The organism is Clostridium sp. B9, assembly GCF_050509515.1.
Classification (GTDB): Bacteria; Bacillota; Clostridia; order Clostridiales; family Clostridiaceae; genus Sarcina.
The window spans coordinates 1,151,272-1,171,502 of the sequence record NZ_JBNWKA010000003.1 but is presented as its reverse complement, the minus strand read 5'-3'; the positions used below and the strand labels follow the sequence as shown (position 1 = coordinate 1,171,502).

Annotated in this window: 19 protein-coding genes; 4 read left to right on the top strand and 15 right to left on the bottom strand. The window is 26.8% G+C overall.

Going from position 1 to position 20,231, the window contains the following annotated elements; translation table 11 throughout:
- Positions 1–143 precede the first annotated feature (143 nt).
- From ACQZHJ_RS05295 to ACQZHJ_RS05235, 13 genes are all read right to left on the bottom strand, one after another.
- Positions 144–1,148 (bottom strand): TDT family transporter, encoded by a 1,005-nt coding sequence (locus tag ACQZHJ_RS05295; protein WP_430484497.1) that lies wholly within the window; start codon positions 1,146–1,148, stop codon positions 144–146.
- Between the two features lie 244 nt (positions 1,149–1,392).
- Entirely contained in the window at positions 1,393–2,103 is a 711-nt protein-coding gene (locus tag ACQZHJ_RS05290) for a Crp/Fnr family transcriptional regulator (RefSeq protein ID WP_430484496.1), read from the bottom strand.
- 187 nt (positions 2,104–2,290) lie between these two features.
- Positions 2,291–2,989 carry an iron-sulfur cluster repair di-iron protein gene (ric, locus tag ACQZHJ_RS05285; RefSeq protein WP_430484495.1) on the bottom strand — a complete coding sequence of 233 codons (699 nt, stop codon included), beginning with the start codon at positions 2,987–2,989 and terminating at the stop codon, positions 2,291–2,293.
- Positions 2,990–3,037: 48 nt separating this feature from the next.
- Positions 3,038–3,850 (bottom strand): DUF438 domain-containing protein, encoded by an 813-nt coding sequence (locus ACQZHJ_RS05280; RefSeq protein ID WP_430484494.1) that lies wholly within the window; start codon positions 3,848–3,850, stop codon positions 3,038–3,040.
- A gap of 264 nt (positions 3,851–4,114) precedes the next feature.
- Entirely contained in the window at positions 4,115–4,477 is a 363-nt protein-coding gene (locus tag ACQZHJ_RS05275; RefSeq protein ID WP_430484493.1) for a hypothetical protein, read from the bottom strand.
- Positions 4,478–4,499: 22 nt separating this feature from the next.
- On the bottom strand, positions 4,500–5,321 hold the full coding sequence (locus tag ACQZHJ_RS05270; protein ID WP_430484492.1) for an MFS transporter: 822 nt from the start codon (positions 5,319–5,321) through the stop codon (positions 4,500–4,502).
- Positions 5,322–5,384: 63 nt separating this feature from the next.
- The gene (hisS, locus tag ACQZHJ_RS05265) at positions 5,385–6,683 is read right to left on the bottom strand and encodes a histidine--tRNA ligase (RefSeq protein WP_430484491.1); all 1,299 of its coding nucleotides are present in this window, start codon (positions 6,681–6,683) and stop codon (positions 5,385–5,387) included.
- A gap of 452 nt (positions 6,684–7,135) precedes the next feature.
- Positions 7,136–8,560 carry a sensor histidine kinase gene (locus ACQZHJ_RS05260; RefSeq protein WP_430484490.1) on the bottom strand — a complete coding sequence of 475 codons (1,425 nt, stop codon included), beginning with the start codon at positions 8,558–8,560 and terminating at the stop codon, positions 7,136–7,138.
- A gap of 1 nt (position 8,561) precedes the next feature.
- Positions 8,562–9,275, bottom strand: a complete 714-nt coding sequence (locus ACQZHJ_RS05255) for a response regulator transcription factor (protein ID WP_430484489.1) — start codon at positions 9,273–9,275, stop codon at positions 8,562–8,564.
- 189 nt (positions 9,276–9,464) lie between these two features.
- Positions 9,465–10,178: an ABC transporter permease gene (locus ACQZHJ_RS05250; protein ID WP_430484488.1), complete on the bottom strand. Its 714-nt coding sequence runs from the start codon at positions 10,176–10,178 to the stop codon at positions 9,465–9,467.
- Between the two features lie 13 nt (positions 10,179–10,191).
- Complete coding sequence (locus ACQZHJ_RS05245) at positions 10,192–10,938, bottom strand: ABC transporter permease (protein WP_430484487.1); 747 nt, start codon at positions 10,936–10,938, stop codon at positions 10,192–10,194.
- Entirely contained in the window at positions 10,935–11,879 is a 945-nt protein-coding gene (locus ACQZHJ_RS05240; protein WP_430484486.1) for an ABC transporter ATP-binding protein, read from the bottom strand. The genes ACQZHJ_RS05245 and ACQZHJ_RS05240 overlap by 4 nt, the downstream gene beginning before the upstream one ends.
- A gap of 183 nt (positions 11,880–12,062) precedes the next feature.
- The gene (locus ACQZHJ_RS05235; protein ID WP_430484485.1) at positions 12,063–12,869 is read right to left on the bottom strand and encodes a MerR family transcriptional regulator; all 807 of its coding nucleotides are present in this window, start codon (positions 12,867–12,869) and stop codon (positions 12,063–12,065) included.
- 143 nt (positions 12,870–13,012) lie between these two features.
- Between ACQZHJ_RS05235 and ACQZHJ_RS05230 the strand changes: the two genes are divergently transcribed.
- On the top strand, positions 13,013–13,639 hold the full coding sequence (locus ACQZHJ_RS05230) for a GNAT family N-acetyltransferase (protein WP_430484484.1): 627 nt from the start codon (positions 13,013–13,015) through the stop codon (positions 13,637–13,639).
- A 262-nt stretch (positions 13,640–13,901) separates the two neighbouring features.
- Here ACQZHJ_RS05230 and ACQZHJ_RS05225 read toward each other — a convergent pair whose 3' ends face one another.
- Positions 13,902–14,357 carry a hypothetical protein gene (locus tag ACQZHJ_RS05225; RefSeq protein WP_430484483.1) on the bottom strand — a complete coding sequence of 152 codons (456 nt, stop codon included), beginning with the start codon at positions 14,355–14,357 and terminating at the stop codon, positions 13,902–13,904.
- Positions 14,358–14,636: 279 nt separating this feature from the next.
- Between ACQZHJ_RS05225 and ACQZHJ_RS05220 the strand changes: the two genes are divergently transcribed.
- Positions 14,637–16,001 (top strand): DUF4317 domain-containing protein, encoded by a 1,365-nt coding sequence (locus ACQZHJ_RS05220; RefSeq protein WP_430484482.1) that lies wholly within the window; start codon positions 14,637–14,639, stop codon positions 15,999–16,001.
- A gap of 149 nt (positions 16,002–16,150) precedes the next feature.
- Here the strand turns inward: ACQZHJ_RS05220 and ACQZHJ_RS05215 are convergent, their stop codons facing one another.
- Positions 16,151–18,271 carry a S8 family serine peptidase gene (locus tag ACQZHJ_RS05215; RefSeq protein WP_430484481.1) on the bottom strand — a complete coding sequence of 707 codons (2,121 nt, stop codon included), beginning with the start codon at positions 18,269–18,271 and terminating at the stop codon, positions 16,151–16,153.
- A gap of 266 nt (positions 18,272–18,537) precedes the next feature.
- Here ACQZHJ_RS05215 and ACQZHJ_RS05210 point away from each other — a divergent pair, with 266 nt between their 5' ends.
- Positions 18,538–18,864: a PadR family transcriptional regulator gene (locus ACQZHJ_RS05210; protein ID WP_430484480.1), complete on the top strand. Its 327-nt coding sequence runs from the start codon at positions 18,538–18,540 to the stop codon at positions 18,862–18,864.
- Positions 18,854–20,212 carry a DUF2812 domain-containing protein gene (locus ACQZHJ_RS05205; RefSeq protein ID WP_430484479.1) on the top strand — a complete coding sequence of 453 codons (1,359 nt, stop codon included), beginning with the start codon at positions 18,854–18,856 and terminating at the stop codon, positions 20,210–20,212. Before ACQZHJ_RS05210 ends, ACQZHJ_RS05205 begins: the two co-directional genes overlap by 11 nt.
- The last annotated feature ends 19 nt before the right edge of the window (positions 20,213–20,231 follow it).

Here is a 20,231-nt window from a genome sequence, read left to right as displayed (position 1 = left end):
TAAATATTAGTTTAAAATATAGCATTATATAAAAATAAGGATATATCAAAATAGTCTTTAATAAAAATTTCAAACATGCTTCCTTGAAATATATTTGAAAACTTATTATTAACCTTTGATATATCCTCTAACTATTTATTTTATTAATATTCTTTATTTACTACTCCTAAACCAGCTTCAACTAATTCCATTTCTCTTTCAACTTCTGGACTTATTGCTTTTACAAATAGATTTAAGAAATTGTATAACACATAGAATATAACTCCTGTAGCTATAAAAATTTCAACTTGTGCAACTAATCTTAATATATTACTTAGTACACTATATTCTGAAAATAAAGCACTCATTTTCATAGCTGCTACTACACTTATTGCAAGTGGGAATGTTAATGCTGCATATGTTGGTACAAATCCCTTTTTAATAAATCCTATAATATAAGTATAAACTAATCCTAAGTTGAAAAATGAAGTTACTGCTAAAAATCCTAAAAGAAACATATTAGGTGTATTTGTTATTGTTAAATATCCTGCAATACAAAGACTTGCTGGTGCTGCCATAATACCTATAGTTGGCATTTTATGATCTTCTACTTTATCTTTATGCCAAAACATTCTATAAACCATTATTGGCCAAGTTACTATATAGAAAAATACTCCAAAGTAGAAAAGAAATCTTGCTACTCCCTCATGTCCCATTCCAGGACTTGCTACTGTTCCAACTACCATTCCAATCCAGACAACAAACCAACTTGGTATCATATCTTTAAATCTATGTTCTTTAATTCTTATAGTGAAAAATATTAAAAATATTGAAAAGTGAAATATAACTGCAAATATCCATATACCCTCTGCTAAGTTTGGTAAAAAATCAACCATTGTTGATGCTATTAAAAATAATGCCATATCTATTGTTGGATAAAAACTTCCTAAAACAGGATGTTTAATTTCTTCAACTATTTTTTTTGGAAACATTATAGTTCTTATTCCCATTAATGTTAATGCTATAATCGCTACAGCTACTGATATTGGTTTTAAAAATTCAACTCCAAAGCCTTGCCATGCGTTACTTATTGTCATAAAAGCAAGCACTGTTCCACATATTCCTATTGGATAATTTTCTAATTTATTTAAACTTTTTTTTAAATTCATTTTGTGTCCTCCTTGACTTCAGTTATCTTACAACTTTATGATAACTCCAATATATGCATAAGTGAAATATTATCATTTTATAAATATAATAATTAAATACTTATATATAAATATTTTTGTATTTAGTTTTAAAAACTAATTTGCTTTTAATTTTTCGTAAAAAAAACTAGTAAATCCAATACTGGATTTACTAGTTTTTTATAAATAATTTATTCAAAGTTGATTTTTAATTTTAATTTCTATTTTATTCTGCTAAATTTAATAAATACTCTTTATCTTTTACAAAAATAATTTTATTACCCTTTAATTCAATTACTCCTAATTTATCAAACTTAGAAAGTTTTCTACTTACAGTTTCTCTCGTTAGTCCACAGTAATTAGCCATCTGTTCTCTATTGAGTGGCAATAATATTTTTACCCCCTCTTCATTTTCATGTCCATACTTATACATAAACTCTACTAACATTGTAGCAACTCTAACTTCAACATCTTTTGTTGCTAAATTCTGAGCCAAATTCTCTGCTGAAGTTATTCTTTTAGCCATTTCTTGAATTATCTTTATTGATATTTTAGGATTATTTAAAAGAATCTCATCTAAATCTTTTTTATTAAGAATACATACTTTTCCTTCTGTTAATGCATATGCTGAAAAGTTACTAAGAGTATTCTCAACAAAAACATTGTTTTCTCCAAAGAAATCCCCCTTAGATAATATGTATACAATTTGTTCTTTTCCATCCTTTGTTAGCTTACAAATTTTAACTTTTCCCTCTCTAATCAAAAAAAGTTTATCTGATTCTTCACCTTCTCTACAAAGAACATCGTTTTCTTCAATATTTTTGTGTTCTGTCATATTCACTATTTTAAGTAATTCATCATCAGATAATGAAGAAAAAATTAATATATTTCTAGCACAAAGTCCATTCTTTGATGCACAATTGCATGTATTACACATAACCTCAGTCCCTCCTAATTATTTAGCTATATCAATTATATAATAAGGCTCTGTTTTAAACCAATATTGATTTCTAATATAACTTAAAAACCAACACCTTATTAAAACAGAGCCTTATAAAAAGCAAATAATACATCACTAACTAATAGTAACACTTACAAATATATATACCGATTAACATCTTCCTCTAGTATCTAGGAAATAATATACTATTCTCTTTATGAATATGTATGAATAAATCTTTTTCTAGATCATGTAATTTTTCATACACTAATCTGTAAGTAAAGCAAGCCCATTCTGGAGCCTTATAATCATTAGTTATTTCTGCTAACTCCTTCAAAATATCTCCTGCTGCTTCATGTTCAGAAACAATCATCCTTATCTCTTCTTCAATCTCCAACTTTTCTCTTTCATCTTTTATTTGATCGTATTTCAACATTAAAGGGAATAAAACTTTTTCCTCTTTAACTAAATGTTCCTCTAATTCACATTTTAATTGACCAAAAAGCTTGTGAATCTTTATTAAAAGTTCTGGCTCATGAGAAAAATGTACTCTAAGTATTTTGACCATTAATGGGTCTATTTCTTTTAATAAATTAAATGTAGTTTCATGATGAGTTTCTACTATATGTTTTATCAAATTTTCTGAAGACTCTTCTCTCCAATCTACATACTTAGAATTTTCAAATTTAAACTCTTTGAATTCATTATTTAACTCTATAAGAAATTGATCAATGTCTATCCCCTTTTCTTTAAGAGCATTTTCTAAAGTTATTGTTCCTCCGCAGCAATAATCTAATTCCATATCATTAAATCTTTTAACTACTGCTGGATAAATAGTAACTACTTCACCTAAACTAAAATCTTTTTTAATAACTTTTTCCATATCTTTCTCTCCTCTAATATCTTTAATTATATATCTAATTCTTACTTATTATCTCTCTATACATTCTTTTGGAGTGAATGGACAATATCCTATTTCATCACACTTATTCCTCATACATTTCCAAATTTCTTCATCCTTTATAGCTTCTAATGCTGTTGGATATAAAATATAATTTTCTTTAAAAATATGATCTTTAAGTTCAAAACAAATTTCTTTAGATAAATCTTGAATATTTACTTTAAAATCTTCAAAATCAAGGTACTCTACAACTTTTATAAGTTCTTTTAATCTGCTCTTCTTTTCTCTTAATTGATCATGTTCTAATCTCATAATTCTTGTTGGTCCTGTTATTTCTCTTTTCTCTAATTCTGGGAACAATACATCTTCCTCTCTCTTATGATGAAGTTCTGCATCTAAAATCCCTTGAATTATTTCTAATGCTCTACCAAATTCTTTTCTCTCTCTATCATACTTATCCATTTTTATTATTTCATTACTTACAGTATCAAGTTCATCTAATAATCCTAAAATCTTTGTATGCTCCTCAACTAAAGTATCTAACACATGTCCTCTTGATATATTACTTTTTAACTTTTCAAGTTCATCCTTAAGTACTTCCATATGTATATCACAAAGATGTCTTAATTCACTCGGCTCCATACCATCATCTATAAGATTCTGCTCTGCAATTGATAACTCTAATGGATCTATTGCTTTTACTATATCTAATCCCTCTTCTTTTAATTCTTTAGTTATTCCATCTTTATTTATTCTCTTTAAGAAATCTGTTAGCATGTCAATTCTTTCTGAGTCTATTATTTTTGCTTGTCCATTCTTTAATATAACTTTTTTATTTTCCATATATATTTAATAGCAATTTAACTTTATTGCTATATCCTCCTATAAAATCAATTTTCTTATTGGCTAGTTGCCTCTCTTATGGTGCTATTATAAATTCAAAATACATATTTAAAATATGACTGGAATCACATTAGAAAAATTCTTATCATTTTAGTATGATATAATTTTAAAAATATAACTCTTCTTAAAGTATAAAAATAAAAGCATAATGAATTTAAATTCATTATGCTTTCTTTGATAATTTAAAATATATAATCTTTTCTCTTATTTTTTCTTAAACTCTTCAATGATTTTTCTTAAAACCTGATCCAAAACTTCACCAAGAATTAAAATAATGAACAACTTAGGATATTTAAATAAGATATAGCCCATAATTCCAAGACTAATAATACAAAATAATAACATTAAAATAAGAAATCTACCTATTGTAATGGTTCCATCATCAGCTTCTAACTCTGTATCCTCCAATGATTTTTCCAACCTAGGTTCAATTATAGGAGAAATTATTCTATCTAAAATAAACACTGACCAAAATATCATCCACGCTCCACTTTTATAGCTATAAATATATATTGGCAATGTAGCTAATGCTAATATAAATGTAATTATTATACTTGTTTTTTTCATTCTATCCCCCTATTTATATAAGTTATTTTCTTAAGCCTCGTAACATTAATAATAATCCTAAGCTACTTATTATAAAGCAACTCATTAACCCTGTTTCTAATGATATATTTGCAGTAAACCCTATTACAGGATTAATTGAAATAGCTACAACACTTCCAATTACAGAATATATAGATAGCATAGTAGCCCTATCTCCTGTATTTATAGATTTATTTTTTATATCTATAACCATTGGAACCATAAGTTGACTAGCACCAGTAATAACCATTATAAATAAAACACTTAGTATTGGTGAGTAAGTAAAAATAAGACTTCCTACAATAATTGAAATTACAATACTCAAAACAATTAAAGCTTTATTTTGTCCTAACTTTGCACTTACTTTATAAGACTTAGCCGATATTAACCTTACAATCGCTTGTACTGCTAATATAATACCAAAATATTTTATTGCAATTCCACTTCTAACATATTGTCCTTGATTTAAAAATACAGTTATACTTTGTACAACTTCCTCAATCAATGCAAAAGATATTATAAATACAATAAAACTCTTGTTTTTTATAGCTAATTTAAAATTTTCTTTTAAGTTTACTTCCCTGTTTACCTCTTCTCTCTTATCAATTAAAAAGAATGCAACAATAAAAGCTATTCCATAAGGAATTATTGTTAAAAATGCTGATGCTTCCATAGAAATATTTATAATAAATATTGATAATATGGATGATAAGAAAAATCCACTATTAGCATAAAAGCTATACTTTCCAAAAACCTTCTCACTATTTTCTTCTTCATCTATTGAAAGATAAAGTAATGCTTCATCACATCCAGATAATCCAGCCAAAGATATTGCTAGATTTATTATCTCTATTTTAAACTAGCATTGATTTTAGATAGAACTGCAATACTATTTGCAAATCTCTACTTTAATCTTATTCTCTTTTCCTGACTTCATATTTTTTATATTTACAAGCCTATTTTCCACCTCTTCCTCTCCAATTAAAATCACATTACTTACTCCAAGTTTATTAGCGTACTTCATCTTTTTCTTCAAAGAGTCTTCCTCAAAATAAATTGATACATTATAACCTTTCTTTTGTAAATAATTCATAACTCTTATGCTATATTCCATTGTATCTCCTATTGGAATAATTAAATAATCTTCATTATTTTCAATAATATATTTATCTATAAAACCAATTTCTTTTAATACAAAGAATAATCTTGTTAATCCTATAGAGATTCCTACACCAGGTAATATATTATCTGTATATATTTCTGCTAAATTATCATACCTTCCTCCTGAACAAATAGATCCATAACTTTCATTTCCTAATAATAAAGTTTCAAAAACAGTTCCTGTATAATAATCAAGTCCTCTTATTATTTTTAAATTTATATCAAACTCATTTTGCCCTACTCCAAGTAATTCTAATGTACCTAATACTTTCTTCAATTCTTCTATGCCAAGATTAAAACACTTATCCTTAATATTAAAATTTTCCAACTTATTTAATACTATTTCTCCTGTTCCACTTATCTTTAACACTTCATTTAAAAGTCTACTCTTTTCATTTCCAATAAGTGTATTAAGTTCTTGCAAGAAATTTTCTTCTTCTATTTTATCTACTTTATCAATTAATATCATAACTTCATTTGTATTTTCAATTTTAAGTTCATTAAGCAATCCCTTTAATATCTTTCTATTACTTATTTGAAATTTATAATCCATTAATCCAATTTCTTTAAAAGCCTTAGATGCTAAACTAATTACCCATGCATCATTTTTCAAACTTAAATTATCCTTTCCAATAACATCAACATCACATTGATAAAACTCTCTATATCTTCCTCTTTGATTTCTTTCACCTCTATACACCTTTCCTACTTGATATCTTCTAAACGGAAAAGATATCTCATTATAATACTGTGCTACATATCTAGCAAAAGGAACTGTTAAATCAAACCTTAAGGCTAAATTATTTTTTCCCTTCTGAAAACTATAAACTTGCTTCTCTGTTTCTCCCCCACTTTTAGCAAGTAAAACATCAGCTTTCTCTATAATTGGTGTATCTATAGGCAAGCACCCATTCTTCTCATAAACTCCTGTGACTTTATTTACTATGTCATTAAACACCTCCTGTTCTCTTGGTAACAGCTCCATAAATCCTGGTAATATACTTGGTTTAATTCTATTCTTTTTCATATTTATCACTCCATTTCTTTTATTCTAACTCTGTTTTGAACTGGTATTGATTTTAGATAACTCCAAATGCCTAACTAAAATCAACATTCATTCACTTAAAATAGATTCTAATTTTTTATAAACAAAAAGCCATGCAGGCAAAATATCCTACATGGCTTAATAAATTATGATTACACTTAATTTATCATTACCAGAGCAAGATACAAGCCCACTTTAAATAGACTTGCACCTTTTCCGGTCAAGTCTCTAGTAATGATGATGTATTTTATTTCCTCTAATTATATTAAGTGCTTTCATAATTATCCTCCTAAAATATATTGATAATATTATATTCCTTATTATTATACAATTCAATCTATTTTTTATTTTCTAAATATAAACTTGTCCAGATTATTTTGTTAATCTCCTGCCTTTTCCTCATTGAGATCAATAAAATCAGATTTCTTCATAACTCACCTATCATTTTTCTTAATAAACTCAAATACTATTCTTATTTCACTTCCTACACCTATTGTGCTACTAATGTCTATATAGCCATTATTACCTTCAATTATTTCCTTACTAATAGCCATACCAAGCCCTGAGGATTTTACTCCTTCAATAGTATTTTTCCCTCTATAATATCTATTAAAAATATTCTCTAAGTTTTCTTTTGATATACCTTGTCCATTATCTTTAATCTTTATAGTCACCTTATTATTTTTCTTTTCAAGGAGAACATGAATAATTGTATCTTTAGAATTATGAACCAAAGCATTAATAATAAAATTATTTAATGCCCTCTTAATATATTTCTCATCACATAATATATTCATATCTTCATAATCATACTCAATATTTATTTTTCTCTCAGAAAACTCTATAGAATTTAATATATCAATAACTACCTCCCTAGTAATATCTACAATATTATTATTTTTCATATCAAAAGGCAAAACCTTATTTTTCAGCTTATAAATTAAAGATAAATCTTCTATAAGCCCTTGCATATAATCTGCCTTATCTTCCATTATTTCACCATATCTTTTTGCCTCTTCAATGGTTATTTCATAATCATTAGCAGATATTAATTCTGAATATCCTTTTATAGAGCTTAAAGGTGTTTTTAAATCATGTGCAATATTTTCAATCCATTGTTCTTTTGACTTATCTATTTTTTCTCTTTCAATTTCATTCTTTTTCAAAACTTCAGAGAGTTCATTTATATTGTCCTCTACACTTTTATATAAAAAGTCTGTATTTCTAATCTTAGGTTGCTTGCCTTCTTTTAATATTTCAATATCATCTATTATATTGCCAATAGGCTCAACTAATCTTTTGCTAAAGAAATATCCTACAAGTAAAGTCAATCCAATTGTAAATATTCCCATATAAATAATTTGAAACTTAAATCCCTCTTCTGTAAATGTAAGCTTGTGTCTAAAAACCTTATCTATTGGTAATCCAACAACTAAAGTATTATTAGCCCCATTTCCATTAATACTATCCACAATTAATGTTGAAGGATACGGAGAACTCCACGGGTTGTCTTTATAATTAATAAGCTCTGATGTAGTATATTCTCTTGGAACATCTTTTGGTTTATTCACTTCAAATATCTCCTCATTATTGTTATTTAAAATTTGAAGCCATATGTTGTTTTGAACGAATAAATTTTCCATGTTATTGTTAATTGAATATACCCCATCTTTCAAATAAATATTTTCCTTAGATTCTTCTATAAAATTGCTGATATTAAAACTTGTATTAAATACTTTCTCTCCAAAAGAAATGTCATTTTTCATTATAAAAATATTCATAATAGTAAATATTAAAAATCCTATTTGAAATAGAATTATATTACATAAAAGAAACATAAATATTAGTTTTTTCTTCATTCTATTTTATCACCAACTTATATCCTAACCCTTTAAGCGTCTTTATATATTTAGGATTACTAGGATCTTCCTCTAATTTTTCTCTTAAATGCCTTATATGAACCATTATAGTATTATCGTTTCCATCATAATCATAACCCCAAATCTTTTCACAAATAGTATTTTTACTAAATATTTTATTTGAGTTTTTAGCTAAAAATAATATAAGATTGTATTCTTTTGCAGTTAAATCCACTATTTTCCCAGACCTACTAACTTCTCCGGCCTCTTCATTTATCACAACGTCTCCAAAGGTTATGAATTCATATTTGTTCTTATCCTCAGTATAATTACTTCTCCTAAGTTGAGCCTTTATTCTTAAAACCACTTCTCTTAAATTAAAAGGCTTTGTAACATAGTCGTCTCCACCTACTTCTAAACCTTGTAATTTATTTCTATCCTCATCCTTTGCAGTTAAAAATATTATAGGACAAAATGAAAAGCTTCTAATTTTTTCACAAACCATATAACCATCTATATCTGGAAGATTTACATCTAAAATTATAATGTCTGGCTTTATATCCTTTGCCATCAATATTCCATCTATCCCATTGGTAGCTTCATATATATTTTTAAATCCCTCTTTACTTAAAACTTCACTTAAAAGATTCAAAAGCTGTTTTTCATCATCAACTAATAAAATTTTATTTTTTAAAAAAATATTTTCATCCTTCATCTTATTCCTCATTTTCTTTAAAACTTCAAATATATTTTACCATAGTTTTACACTATGAACTTATTAGCTAGCACATTAGACCGACTTAATTTCGCAGAGAGTTTCTATTAAGACGGTCTTGCAGTTCTATCTAAAATTAACACTAGTTTAAAACAGAATCTTAAACTTAAAGACCTTTTTCCTAAAATATTAATTTGATAAGTCACAATAAGTGAACTTTATTAAATCACCAACTAATATGAATGCTGATAATATGATTGATATACTTATAACCTGAAGTAGCTGTACATTGCTTATAACTCCAGAAACTCCAACTATAGCGTATGTCCATGGTACAAATACCCAATAATCACTTTGAGCAATAAAAAAGCCAGTTATTAAAAAGAATATTCCCATTACCAAAGGAACAATTAATGTATTGAAATTCCTTGCTATTACAAAAAGAAATGTTGCTACAGGTATAATAAGTAAAAATACTAAAAATAAGTTTATTAGTATTGATAAATTTATATTTCCACCCATTATCAATGTTATTAATAAAATAAAAATAAGAAATGATATCAATGATACTCCTATAGCTATAAATATTACAGAAATTTTAGAAATATATATTTTCCATCTTTTTTCAGGTAATATCAATAATCCTCTCCACCCGTTATTAGAATTTTCTATTTTAGTTATTATGCAAACCAAGTAAATTATTAATAAATTTAATAGCATTCCAACATAAATTGATGATGATAGTCCAAAAATAGACTCCATAATTAAATCGGTTCCTAATTTATTTTTCATTAAGTTATATAAACTTATTCCTACAATTATAGAAGGTAAGGATGTTATGGATGCTAATAGCAAAATATTAAACCTTTTTAACTTTAAAAACTCTATTCTTAATAACTCCATTCTACGCCCCTCCTTAATATACTTTTTTACTATTGAAGTATCTAATTAATAAAAATCCACCCAATACTATAATTATTGCTGAACCACAAAATACAAAACTAATACCCATTGCATCTTGAGTTATAGAAAATAATGAATACCCATATGGATTTAAATACATTATAGGATTATTGTAATAATATAAATTTGAAGAAATCATACTAAGTACTCCTGCAATACCAAAGGATATTAATATATTTTTATTCTTAATTAAAATAAACTCTTGTATTATCATTACAGCAGCACTTGCTAATAATTGTATAATTATCATTTTCCCAAAATATCCCCATGGAATCTGCTCTGGAAAATCAAATATTTTGCCAACCACAATTAAAGAAATTACATTAAAAAATAACATTAAAGTCAATATTATTAATGCAGTAATATACTTTGATAATAATATTTCATATCTTTTTATGGGCTTAGTTAAAGTTAAAGTCCATCCATTATTTTTATATTCATTTTCAAACAATTGCCCTAAAATAAGAGTAGCAAATAAAGGCATAAAATCATTAAAGTAAAGTATCCTCTGTTCCTTAATTAATATATTCCAAGAAGTTATTCCCTTTCCAATAGCATTAGGTAAAAGCCAACTTTCATATCTAACCAATAAATCAAAACTCAATAATAATGCTATTCCAACAGGTAGAAGTAATATCATAACTAATAAAAAATTTCGTTTTTCCTTTAAAAACTCATTTTTAATTAAAGTAAAAATCATAAGTCTTCCTCCTTAGTTAAGGATAAAAATATATCCTCAAGAGAATTTCTTTTATAACTTAAATAATTAACATCATATCCTTTTAATATAATTATTCTACATATTTTACTAGCTGTTTTTTTATTGCCTAAAATCACAAACTTGTCCTCTTCACAGTTAACACTATATCCTTCATCAGTTAGTAACTTTGTTACACTCTCTTTATTAGCCTCAAAATCCTCTAATCCTAAAAGTATATTTTCACTACCTTTTGCTCTTAAACTATCTAATGTTCCCTGATATATTAACTTTCCTTTATTTATTACCCCAACATTATCTGCTATAAGCTCAATCTCACTTAAAATATGGCTAGATATAATAACCGTAATACCCTTACTAGGTAAAGATTTTATAAGTTCTCTAATTTCTAAAATACCAGCTGGATCTAACCCATTGGTTGGTTCATCTAAAATAAGTAGTTTAGGATTTCCAATAAGAGCTTCTGCGATTCCAAGCCTTTGTCTCATTCCTAAAGAAAATTCTCTAACCTTTTTATTTTTAACCTCTAAAAGTCCTACAGTTCTCAAAACATCATCTATATATGTTTTCTCTAACTTTAATACACGCCTTATAATTTCCATGTTTTCATAAGCAGTTAAATGTCCATAATAAGATGGACTCTCTATTAACGCTCCTATATTTTTCAGAATCTTTTCTCTATCTTCTTTTATATCCATACCTAATACTTTCACTTGGCCTTCTGTAGCCTTTACTAAGCCAAGTAAAATTTTTAGAGTAGTAGACTTTCCTGCTCCATTTGGTCCTAAAAAACCATATATCTTCCCCTCTTCTACTCTTAATTCAATATTATCTAATGCTTTAAAATTTTTAAAATTTTTACTTAAACTCTTAGTTTCAACTATATAGTTATCCATATTTACATCTCCTATATCAAACTTCATTAAGATTATATAAGTTCAAGTTTAATCCCTCTTTTTCTTAAACTTAATTCTACCTTAATTTCATTTTTATAATCGCTTAATCAATATACTATATATCATTCATATACTAACCCTTACTTGCAGCTTGGCACAAATAAAAAGCCATGTAAGAAGAATCTCTCACATGACTTAACAAGTCAACAACTAATTTTCTATTTTCAAATATATTTTTACAAAGTATTTTACTTCCTTATCCTTTTTAGGCAAATAAAATCCATACTCTGTAAATCCAAAGTTATTTTTATTACATTTAAAATACTTATTAATACTCAAGATGTAATCATTTATTTCCTCTATAGTTCCATAGAAATCTACGATAATAAATTCTCCTTCTATTTCCTTAGAGAATATATTGTCTTTATCAATTGTTTTATTCAAAAATTCATCTATACAACTGTTATGTCTTATAAAAAGAATCTCATCTTCTGTGATATCCTTATTATCATGTATCTTATAAGAATACAAGTATGCTCTATCCTTTAAATCTATTAAACTTTTTTCTAATTTAGCTTCTTTATCTAAACTCAAAACACTTTTCAACTTTACTCCGTAAAGTTTTAGGTTTATATTTTCTATATTTAACTTGCAAAAATCATATTCATTTTTAAAATTCATTATTTTATTTACTATCTCTCCACTATTATTTAGTGATTGTTCTAATTTTTTCAACTCTAAAACTTTTTGTTCTATTATTTCCTTCTGTCTTTGTATAAGATTATAATAGTCTTCTATTTCTCCACTTTCTATGATTTCCTTTATATCATTTAGTGATATTCCTAAATATTTTATTCCCAATATTAACCCCAATTGTTCTAAATGCCTCATATCGTAAAATCTATAACCGTTTTCCTTATTAACTTCTGGAGTTAAGATTCCTATTTTATCATAGTATCTTAAAGTATCCTTACTTATATTAAATAAATTTCCAACAGCTCCTATAGATAATTTCATTTTTATCACCTCTCTATCCCCAATTATATAATATTGAATCATTTTAATGCATATATTTTCAAAATACTTATTGACCTTAGAGTTACTCCATTGTTTATACTTATTTAATATAGAAATTATAATGTGAAAGGATAATAAAATTTATGAAAAATATAATATATAGGGATTTAAAGAAAGAAGATTTAAAAGAAATAACAATGTTAATTAAAGATGCTTTTAAATTTCACGAATTCATCCATAACAAAGAATTATTAGATATTATATCTACTATTTATCTTGAGGAAGCTCTATACAAAAGTTCATTTGTTAAAGTTGCCTCTAAAGATAATAAAGTTTTAGGTATTATATTATGTAGTGCTAACAACTCATTAACCAACTATCATCATCTTTTAAGTTTAAAGAAAGAAAAAGATTTTTCTATGCTCCCAATAAAGGATAAAAGAGATAAAAATGAACTTACTGAATTTATTAAAGTGAAAGATATCTATGATGAACTAATAAATGGAAAGGAGTCTCTTTTTGATGGTTCAATTGAGTTATTTATTGTATCTAAAGAGGCTAGAGGACTTGGTATTGGTAAAACATTATTAAGATTAGCTCTTAAATATATGAAATCTATGGATGTTTCTTCTATTTATCTATTTACAGACACTAGATGTAATTATGGTTTTTATGATAGTCAAGGCTTTAATTGTTTAAATGAGAAAAGTCTTTATATAAAAACTATAGACTCTACTCTTCAAACATTTTTATATGAGTATATGCTATAGCTTCATTGATTTCTATATTTGATATCATCAACCGTTTGGAAATTAACAGTATGTGTTTATTTGATATTAAGTTATATATTTAATATTTGGAATAATTCATGGGTTATATTCCCTATTGTTGCAATATCATTAAGCTGCTTCTGCTCTATCTATAAAAGCGTAAAAGCAGCACCTAGTCATTAAGGTTAAGGAGCTATATCAAAATGATATAGCTCCTTAACCTTAATTATATTCCGTATAATAAATTATTACACTACACTGTTTATACTACTAACTCACTTTTAATTGGCAAATTGCTCTTTAATATATCAATTACTTTTTCATAATCCGCTTTTTTAAAATAGAAATTCTGTGACATAAACTTCCCATAGACTTGAACCTTAATCTCATTAGGCTCTTTATTTACTACTACTTTTTCAATATCATTCCACTCAATTTTTTCTTTGTCCCTATACATTGATGAAAATCCACTTGAAGTAATCCCTCTTTTTAACCACATTAATATAAACATAATCATAGCCAATAAACATATTAAATAATGCATCAACTTACTACCAAAGAAAATTGTTATACCTCCAAAAGCTAGTAAGCCAACTATTAAGGTGCTAATTTCTACAATACCCTTTCTTGTTGGAATTATTAATTTTTTTATGTATTTTACTTGTATTAGAGTAATAATAACAAAAAACATTATTATTATAAAATCTGTAATTCTCATTTTATCTCCCCCATAAATGTATATATTTATAATCATAACACACCCTTGTAAAATTTAACAATTAAACATTCTTAATGAGATTATACCTGTTTTACGTTTCTTAAATAAATTTTACTGCTGGATTTACCACAAGCTTTTCACAAAAAATAGTAGCTAATTTTTATAATAAATTTCCATAATTTATTATTGATATAATAAAAACTTTAATTAATACCTAAAAAATACTATACTTAATATTGTAATTATGTAAATTAGATTAGAATGAGAGGTTTTTTATATATGCAGAAAAAAGATATACTTGAACTTAAAAAACGTTTAAAGAAAGATCACTGTACCTTCACCAAAATGTGTGGTTGCTATGTTAATGGTGAAAAAAATATACTTTTAAAATTTAGAGAAACATTCTTAAACTTAGAAGAAGATGAATACTTTAAGTACTTAGAAATTGCTAAAAAAGTTATGTCTGGAACAATAGGAAACAATGTCTTGGAGCTTAACTTCCCTCTTAATGAGTTCTCAGTTAATGAAAAGCAAGTTTCTCTTATGCAACTTAAAAATAGTAAGTTAAAGGATGATTCTGTTCTTGATGAATTTTATAATTCAGTTATAAAGAATTATGACTATACAGGAAACTTTATAATTCTTCTTTTCCATGATGCTTATGATGTTATCACTAAGACTAAGGATAACCTTAAAGTAGATGAATCAGAAGAAGTTTATGAATATGTCTTATGTGCAATATGTCCAGTTTCTCTTTCTAAGCCAGGTCTTAGATACTTTGAAGAGGAAAACTCAATAAAGGCTCGTATTAGAGATTGGGTTGTTGAAAATCCTGCTAATGGATTCGTATTCCCAGCATTTATTAATCGTAGTTCAGATGTTAACTCTGTTATGTACTATACTAAAAACGCTAAGGATACACATCCTGAATTAATGGAAAATGTATTAGGATGTCCATCAAAACAAACAGCTACTATTCAAAAACAGACCTTCCAATCAATAATTAAGGATTCTTTTGTTAGTGAAGAAAAGGCTGAAAAAGTATTTATGGATGTACAAGAAAGCTTAAATAACTTAGTAGAAGAACATAATTCTATGTATGAAGATACTCCAGATAGTGAGCCTATGATATTAACGGAGAAAGATGTTCAAAACATCTTGATAGAAAATGGAGTTACTGAAGATGTAGCTAAACAAATTGAAAGAAACTACTCTGAAAACTTTGAAGATGATGTTCCACTAGCAGAAAACTTAATTGATACAAGAGCACTTAAAGCAAATGAGCAAAGAAAAAAAGAAGAACGTCTAGAAAAGCAAGTTGAAATTTTAAAAGCTAGACTTGAAGAAGTTAAGCAAGAAGCTGCTATACAGAATGAAGATACTGAAGAAGTAGCAGTTGATGAAAATGGTGAAATAGTAGAAGATATTATAATTGATGAGGATACTGAAATCTTAGAGGAAGCTCTAGAAGAAGTTTTAGAAGAAGAACTTCAAGCTAATAACAACTATGATGTTGTCCTTCATGTAAAGCCTGAAAAAATATCACAAGTAAAATCACAAATAATTGATGGTAAGAAGTGTATAATAATCCCTATTGAAGAGGATGAACAAGCTACAGTTAATGGATTAGATGATTTAATTTAACCCTCTTTTAAATTTCTAATATCTTATATTTGAAATATCAAAATTACAATAAAATAGGTAGCCTTGTTTTAGACAAAGCTACCTATTTTTTATTAAAGTCTTAGAATTAAATTCATTAGAATCTATTTGGCTTTCTCTACTTTTTAACTTTAATGATGACAACATCTTATAACTTCAAATTCTCCACTAATTTCTAAATTTTCATAACAAGGAGATTTTGATATTATTGCATTTATTTCATATTCTCCACATGATTGTGCAAAATAATTATTTTTATAATATTTAACATAATCACATCCATTAGTAACTATATTTACACATACTAATCCATTTTGATTTGTAGTTAAATTAAAGGTTCTAAATATATTTAATGGTGACTTAATGGTTAACTCAACATTTGCATTGGAAACTACTCTACCTGATTCATCTTTTACCCATACCCAAAGTAGCTCATTATCATTCATACAAATTTTATCCTTTACAAAAATATCTCCCATTAAAGATGTTTCTAAAACACTAAAAGATGTTTCTGCTAAAGCTGTTTTGTAACATTCTTTAGTTGCCTCTAACTGGACCACATAATCTCCTATTTCAGTCAATATTGGATCCATTCCATCTTGAAGAACGCCTGGACAGTCCACTTGGAAATTAAAATAATACATTCCAAAATCATTAGTCTTTCCATATACTTCTATCTGTTGATTACTTGGAGTTATAATAGTTAATTTTAAATCAGCGTCGTCTACAATCTTTCCATCCCTATCCTTAACTTCCCCAATAATAACTCCATTATCTATAGATGAATATACATTTTTATTAGGATAAACACTTGCTTGTAACTCACATTCTTCTATTATAAATGAAGCTCTTGCTGTCGTTTCTGGTGAACATGTTGGATATGCTGTAACTTCAACTGAATATTCTCCTATTTCATTTAACTCTATTAAATTATCTGGATTTTCATTACACATGCAACAGTTAAATAACATTTCCAATGTTGCCTTACCATTACTATCTGTTTCAGTTGATGCATTAATCTCAATACCACTTGGAGTTGTAATTTTTATATCTATTGGCACCTCTTCTATTGGATTTCCAAGATTGTCATAAGCGAATATATTTAACTCTCCAGTTTTCTCACAATCATACACATCCATTGAAGGATTTACTATTAAAGTCATAGGATATAGTGGACATCTTACTAGCCCATTTCCATACTCAATATCATAACCTGGATTCCCTAAATCAAGAGCTGATGCTGTCAATATTTGTTCAATTTGTGATTGAGTTCTTGATGGATCTTCATCTAATAAAAGTGCAATTACAGAAGTAACATGTGGTGCTGCCATAGATGTTCCACTAACAGTCGTATATCCATCATTTAAATCAGTAGTATATATATCTACGCCCGGTGCAACATAGTCTAAACCATTTCCATAATTGGAAAATGTGGCTCTTACATTATTAATATCTGTAGCTCCTACTGATATTACTCCATTAGCTGATCCAGGATAAAAAACTTCGTTAATTCCATCATTTCCTGAAATTCCAACAAAAATACATCCATTATTTCTTGCTGAAAGCAAAGCTGCCTGAATAGCTAATCTAGATAAAATTCCTGGCTGACCTTGATCATAATATAAGCTCATATTAGCTACTTGAATATTATTATTGCCACACCAAAGTATCCCTTGAATTAGCCATGCTGTTGTTCCATTTCCTGAATTATCCAAAACTTTTACATTATATAAACTAACATCATAAGCTACCCCAAGTTCCAAATCCCCAAAATTTCTGGCTGCAATAATTCCTGCAACTCCAGTTCCATGTCCATTTCCATCGTCTGTTGGCTCGCCAGTAAAAGATACATCTCCAGCAACATTTAAATCTACATGTGGACCTATTCCAGTATCTAAAACTGCTACCTTTACCCCTTGTCCTGTTATACCTCTTCTCCACATACAAGGAGCCAAGACTCTGTTTACCCCCCAATTTTTATAATCTACCACAGCTTCTAATGGTGCTATTTTACTCTCTAAATTTTCTTGTTCATTTACTTTTTCTAAATTTACTTTAAATATTTCATCTTTAAATATTTCTTGTACATAATCTATTGCTTTAATTAAAGCAGATTGATTTTCATCTATAATAATTATAAATATTAAGGAATCTTCATCTTTAAAATCTATAACTATATTATTTTGCTCTAAATATTCTATAAACTCTTGAATTTTTAATTTATCTTTTAAAAGAACAATATATTTTTCCATTAGTATATACCACCTTAAAGGTTATATTTACTATATAATATGCATACACTATATTCCATGTCACATAATTAAATTATGTCAATAATACTAGCTATAGCTATTTATTAAAATATCAACACCCAATATATTTACAATTAAAGTATTTATTTCAAAAATCTTCTTGACAATATTGTATATCGATATTAAACTAAAAATATATTAATCGATTAACGATATTATTTCAGACTCTAAAATATCGATATTCAATATAAGGGGGGCAAAGCTTAGTGCCAAGAAAGCAATTTCAAACCTTAACTGAACAAATGTACTACATACTACTCTCTCTGCTTCAAGAAAGATGTGGAGTTGATATTATGAATTCAGTACAAGAAATTTCTAAAGGACGTATAAAGGTTGGACCAGGAACCCTATATACTCTGCTTAGTAAATTTGAAAAAGAAAAAATAATCATAGAAACCTCAGTGGAAGGAAGAAAAAAAAGCTACATTATAACTGATTATGGCAAAGAAATCTTGAATGAAGAATACAAAAGATTAAATACTCTAGTCAGAGATGGAGAATTATTTATTCAGGGGGAAAGCTATGAAAATTAAAAATATAAAGATAAAATATTTTACCTTTTCAGCATATGAATGCACAGCTATTCAAGAATTTTTAGAAGAAATGGCAAGTGAAGGTTGGCTATTAGAATCTATAAGTGGATCAAGATTTAAATTTACTAAAATTGAACCTAAAAATCTAAAATTCTCAGTGGAGCCAGTTCCTCAAATTTCTACTCTAGATGTTAAAGATTCAAATACAGCTCTTGAATACAGAGAATATTGTGAATCTGCTGGTTGGAATTATGTATGTGAAAGAGGAAATCTACAAATATTCTATCGTCATAAAAATTCTGAAATAATTCCAATTCATACAGATGAAAATGAAAAGTTTAAATCTATTTTTAAATCATCATTGTTTGATATAGTATTAAAACTCTTACTTATCGCTCTTATAGCATTTAATATCTATAATTCTATTTCTTATGGTAGTATATCATACTTCTTATCGTCTAACTTAAGTCTAGCATCTACTATAGTCTTTTTAGTATTAATATTAGTAAATATAGTAGAAGTTACATCCTTTACAAAATGGAGCATACAGGCAAAAAGAAAATTAAATAATGGAGAGTTTCTTCCATATAATACCCTTAAACAGTTAAGAAGAAAAAATCTAATAAATAGATGCATTGCTGCAAGCCTCTTAATATTCTTTTTACTAACTGTAATTATAGATAGTAATAATTTTGCAGATGCCTCTACATCAATACTCATATCAGTCTCAATGGTTCTTGTAATACTTTTAGTAGATATTTTTACTAGAAAGTTTCTACTAAAACCCAAATATTCTAAAAGAACTAATATACTTATACGTTGTGGAAGTATTATATTTACCTTCTTCTTAGGCATGTTTGTTATGATAAGTACTATTATGGGAATTGCAGGAGACGGATTTATAGGTAAAAATAATGTCTTAAGCTCAAATCCTCCGCTAACCTTAAATGATTTTAACCTATCAAGTTCTGAACCTACTGAACTATATGTAGATGAAAATACTAGCATTATAGCTAAAAATATCTTTTATTCTGATTCATCATATGAGCAATATTTAAGCTATTCCTTATTTGAAAGTAATTATACTTGGGCAATAAATGCTGTAGTAAATTCATCAGTTAAATTTGAAAATAAAATTAGAAAAGATATTAATCCTAACTACACGCTTAAATCACCTTCAATAATAAATGGTGTTAAAGTGTACTCTTTTGGCGATTACAATAACTCATATCTATTTATTTCAGATAACAAAATTCTTGAAATTGATAATTCATTTGAGAATATTAGCAAAGAAAACTTTATATCTTTAATTCTTAATAAAGTATTCAATAAAGATATTACATTATAATAAATTTATTAAATAATTA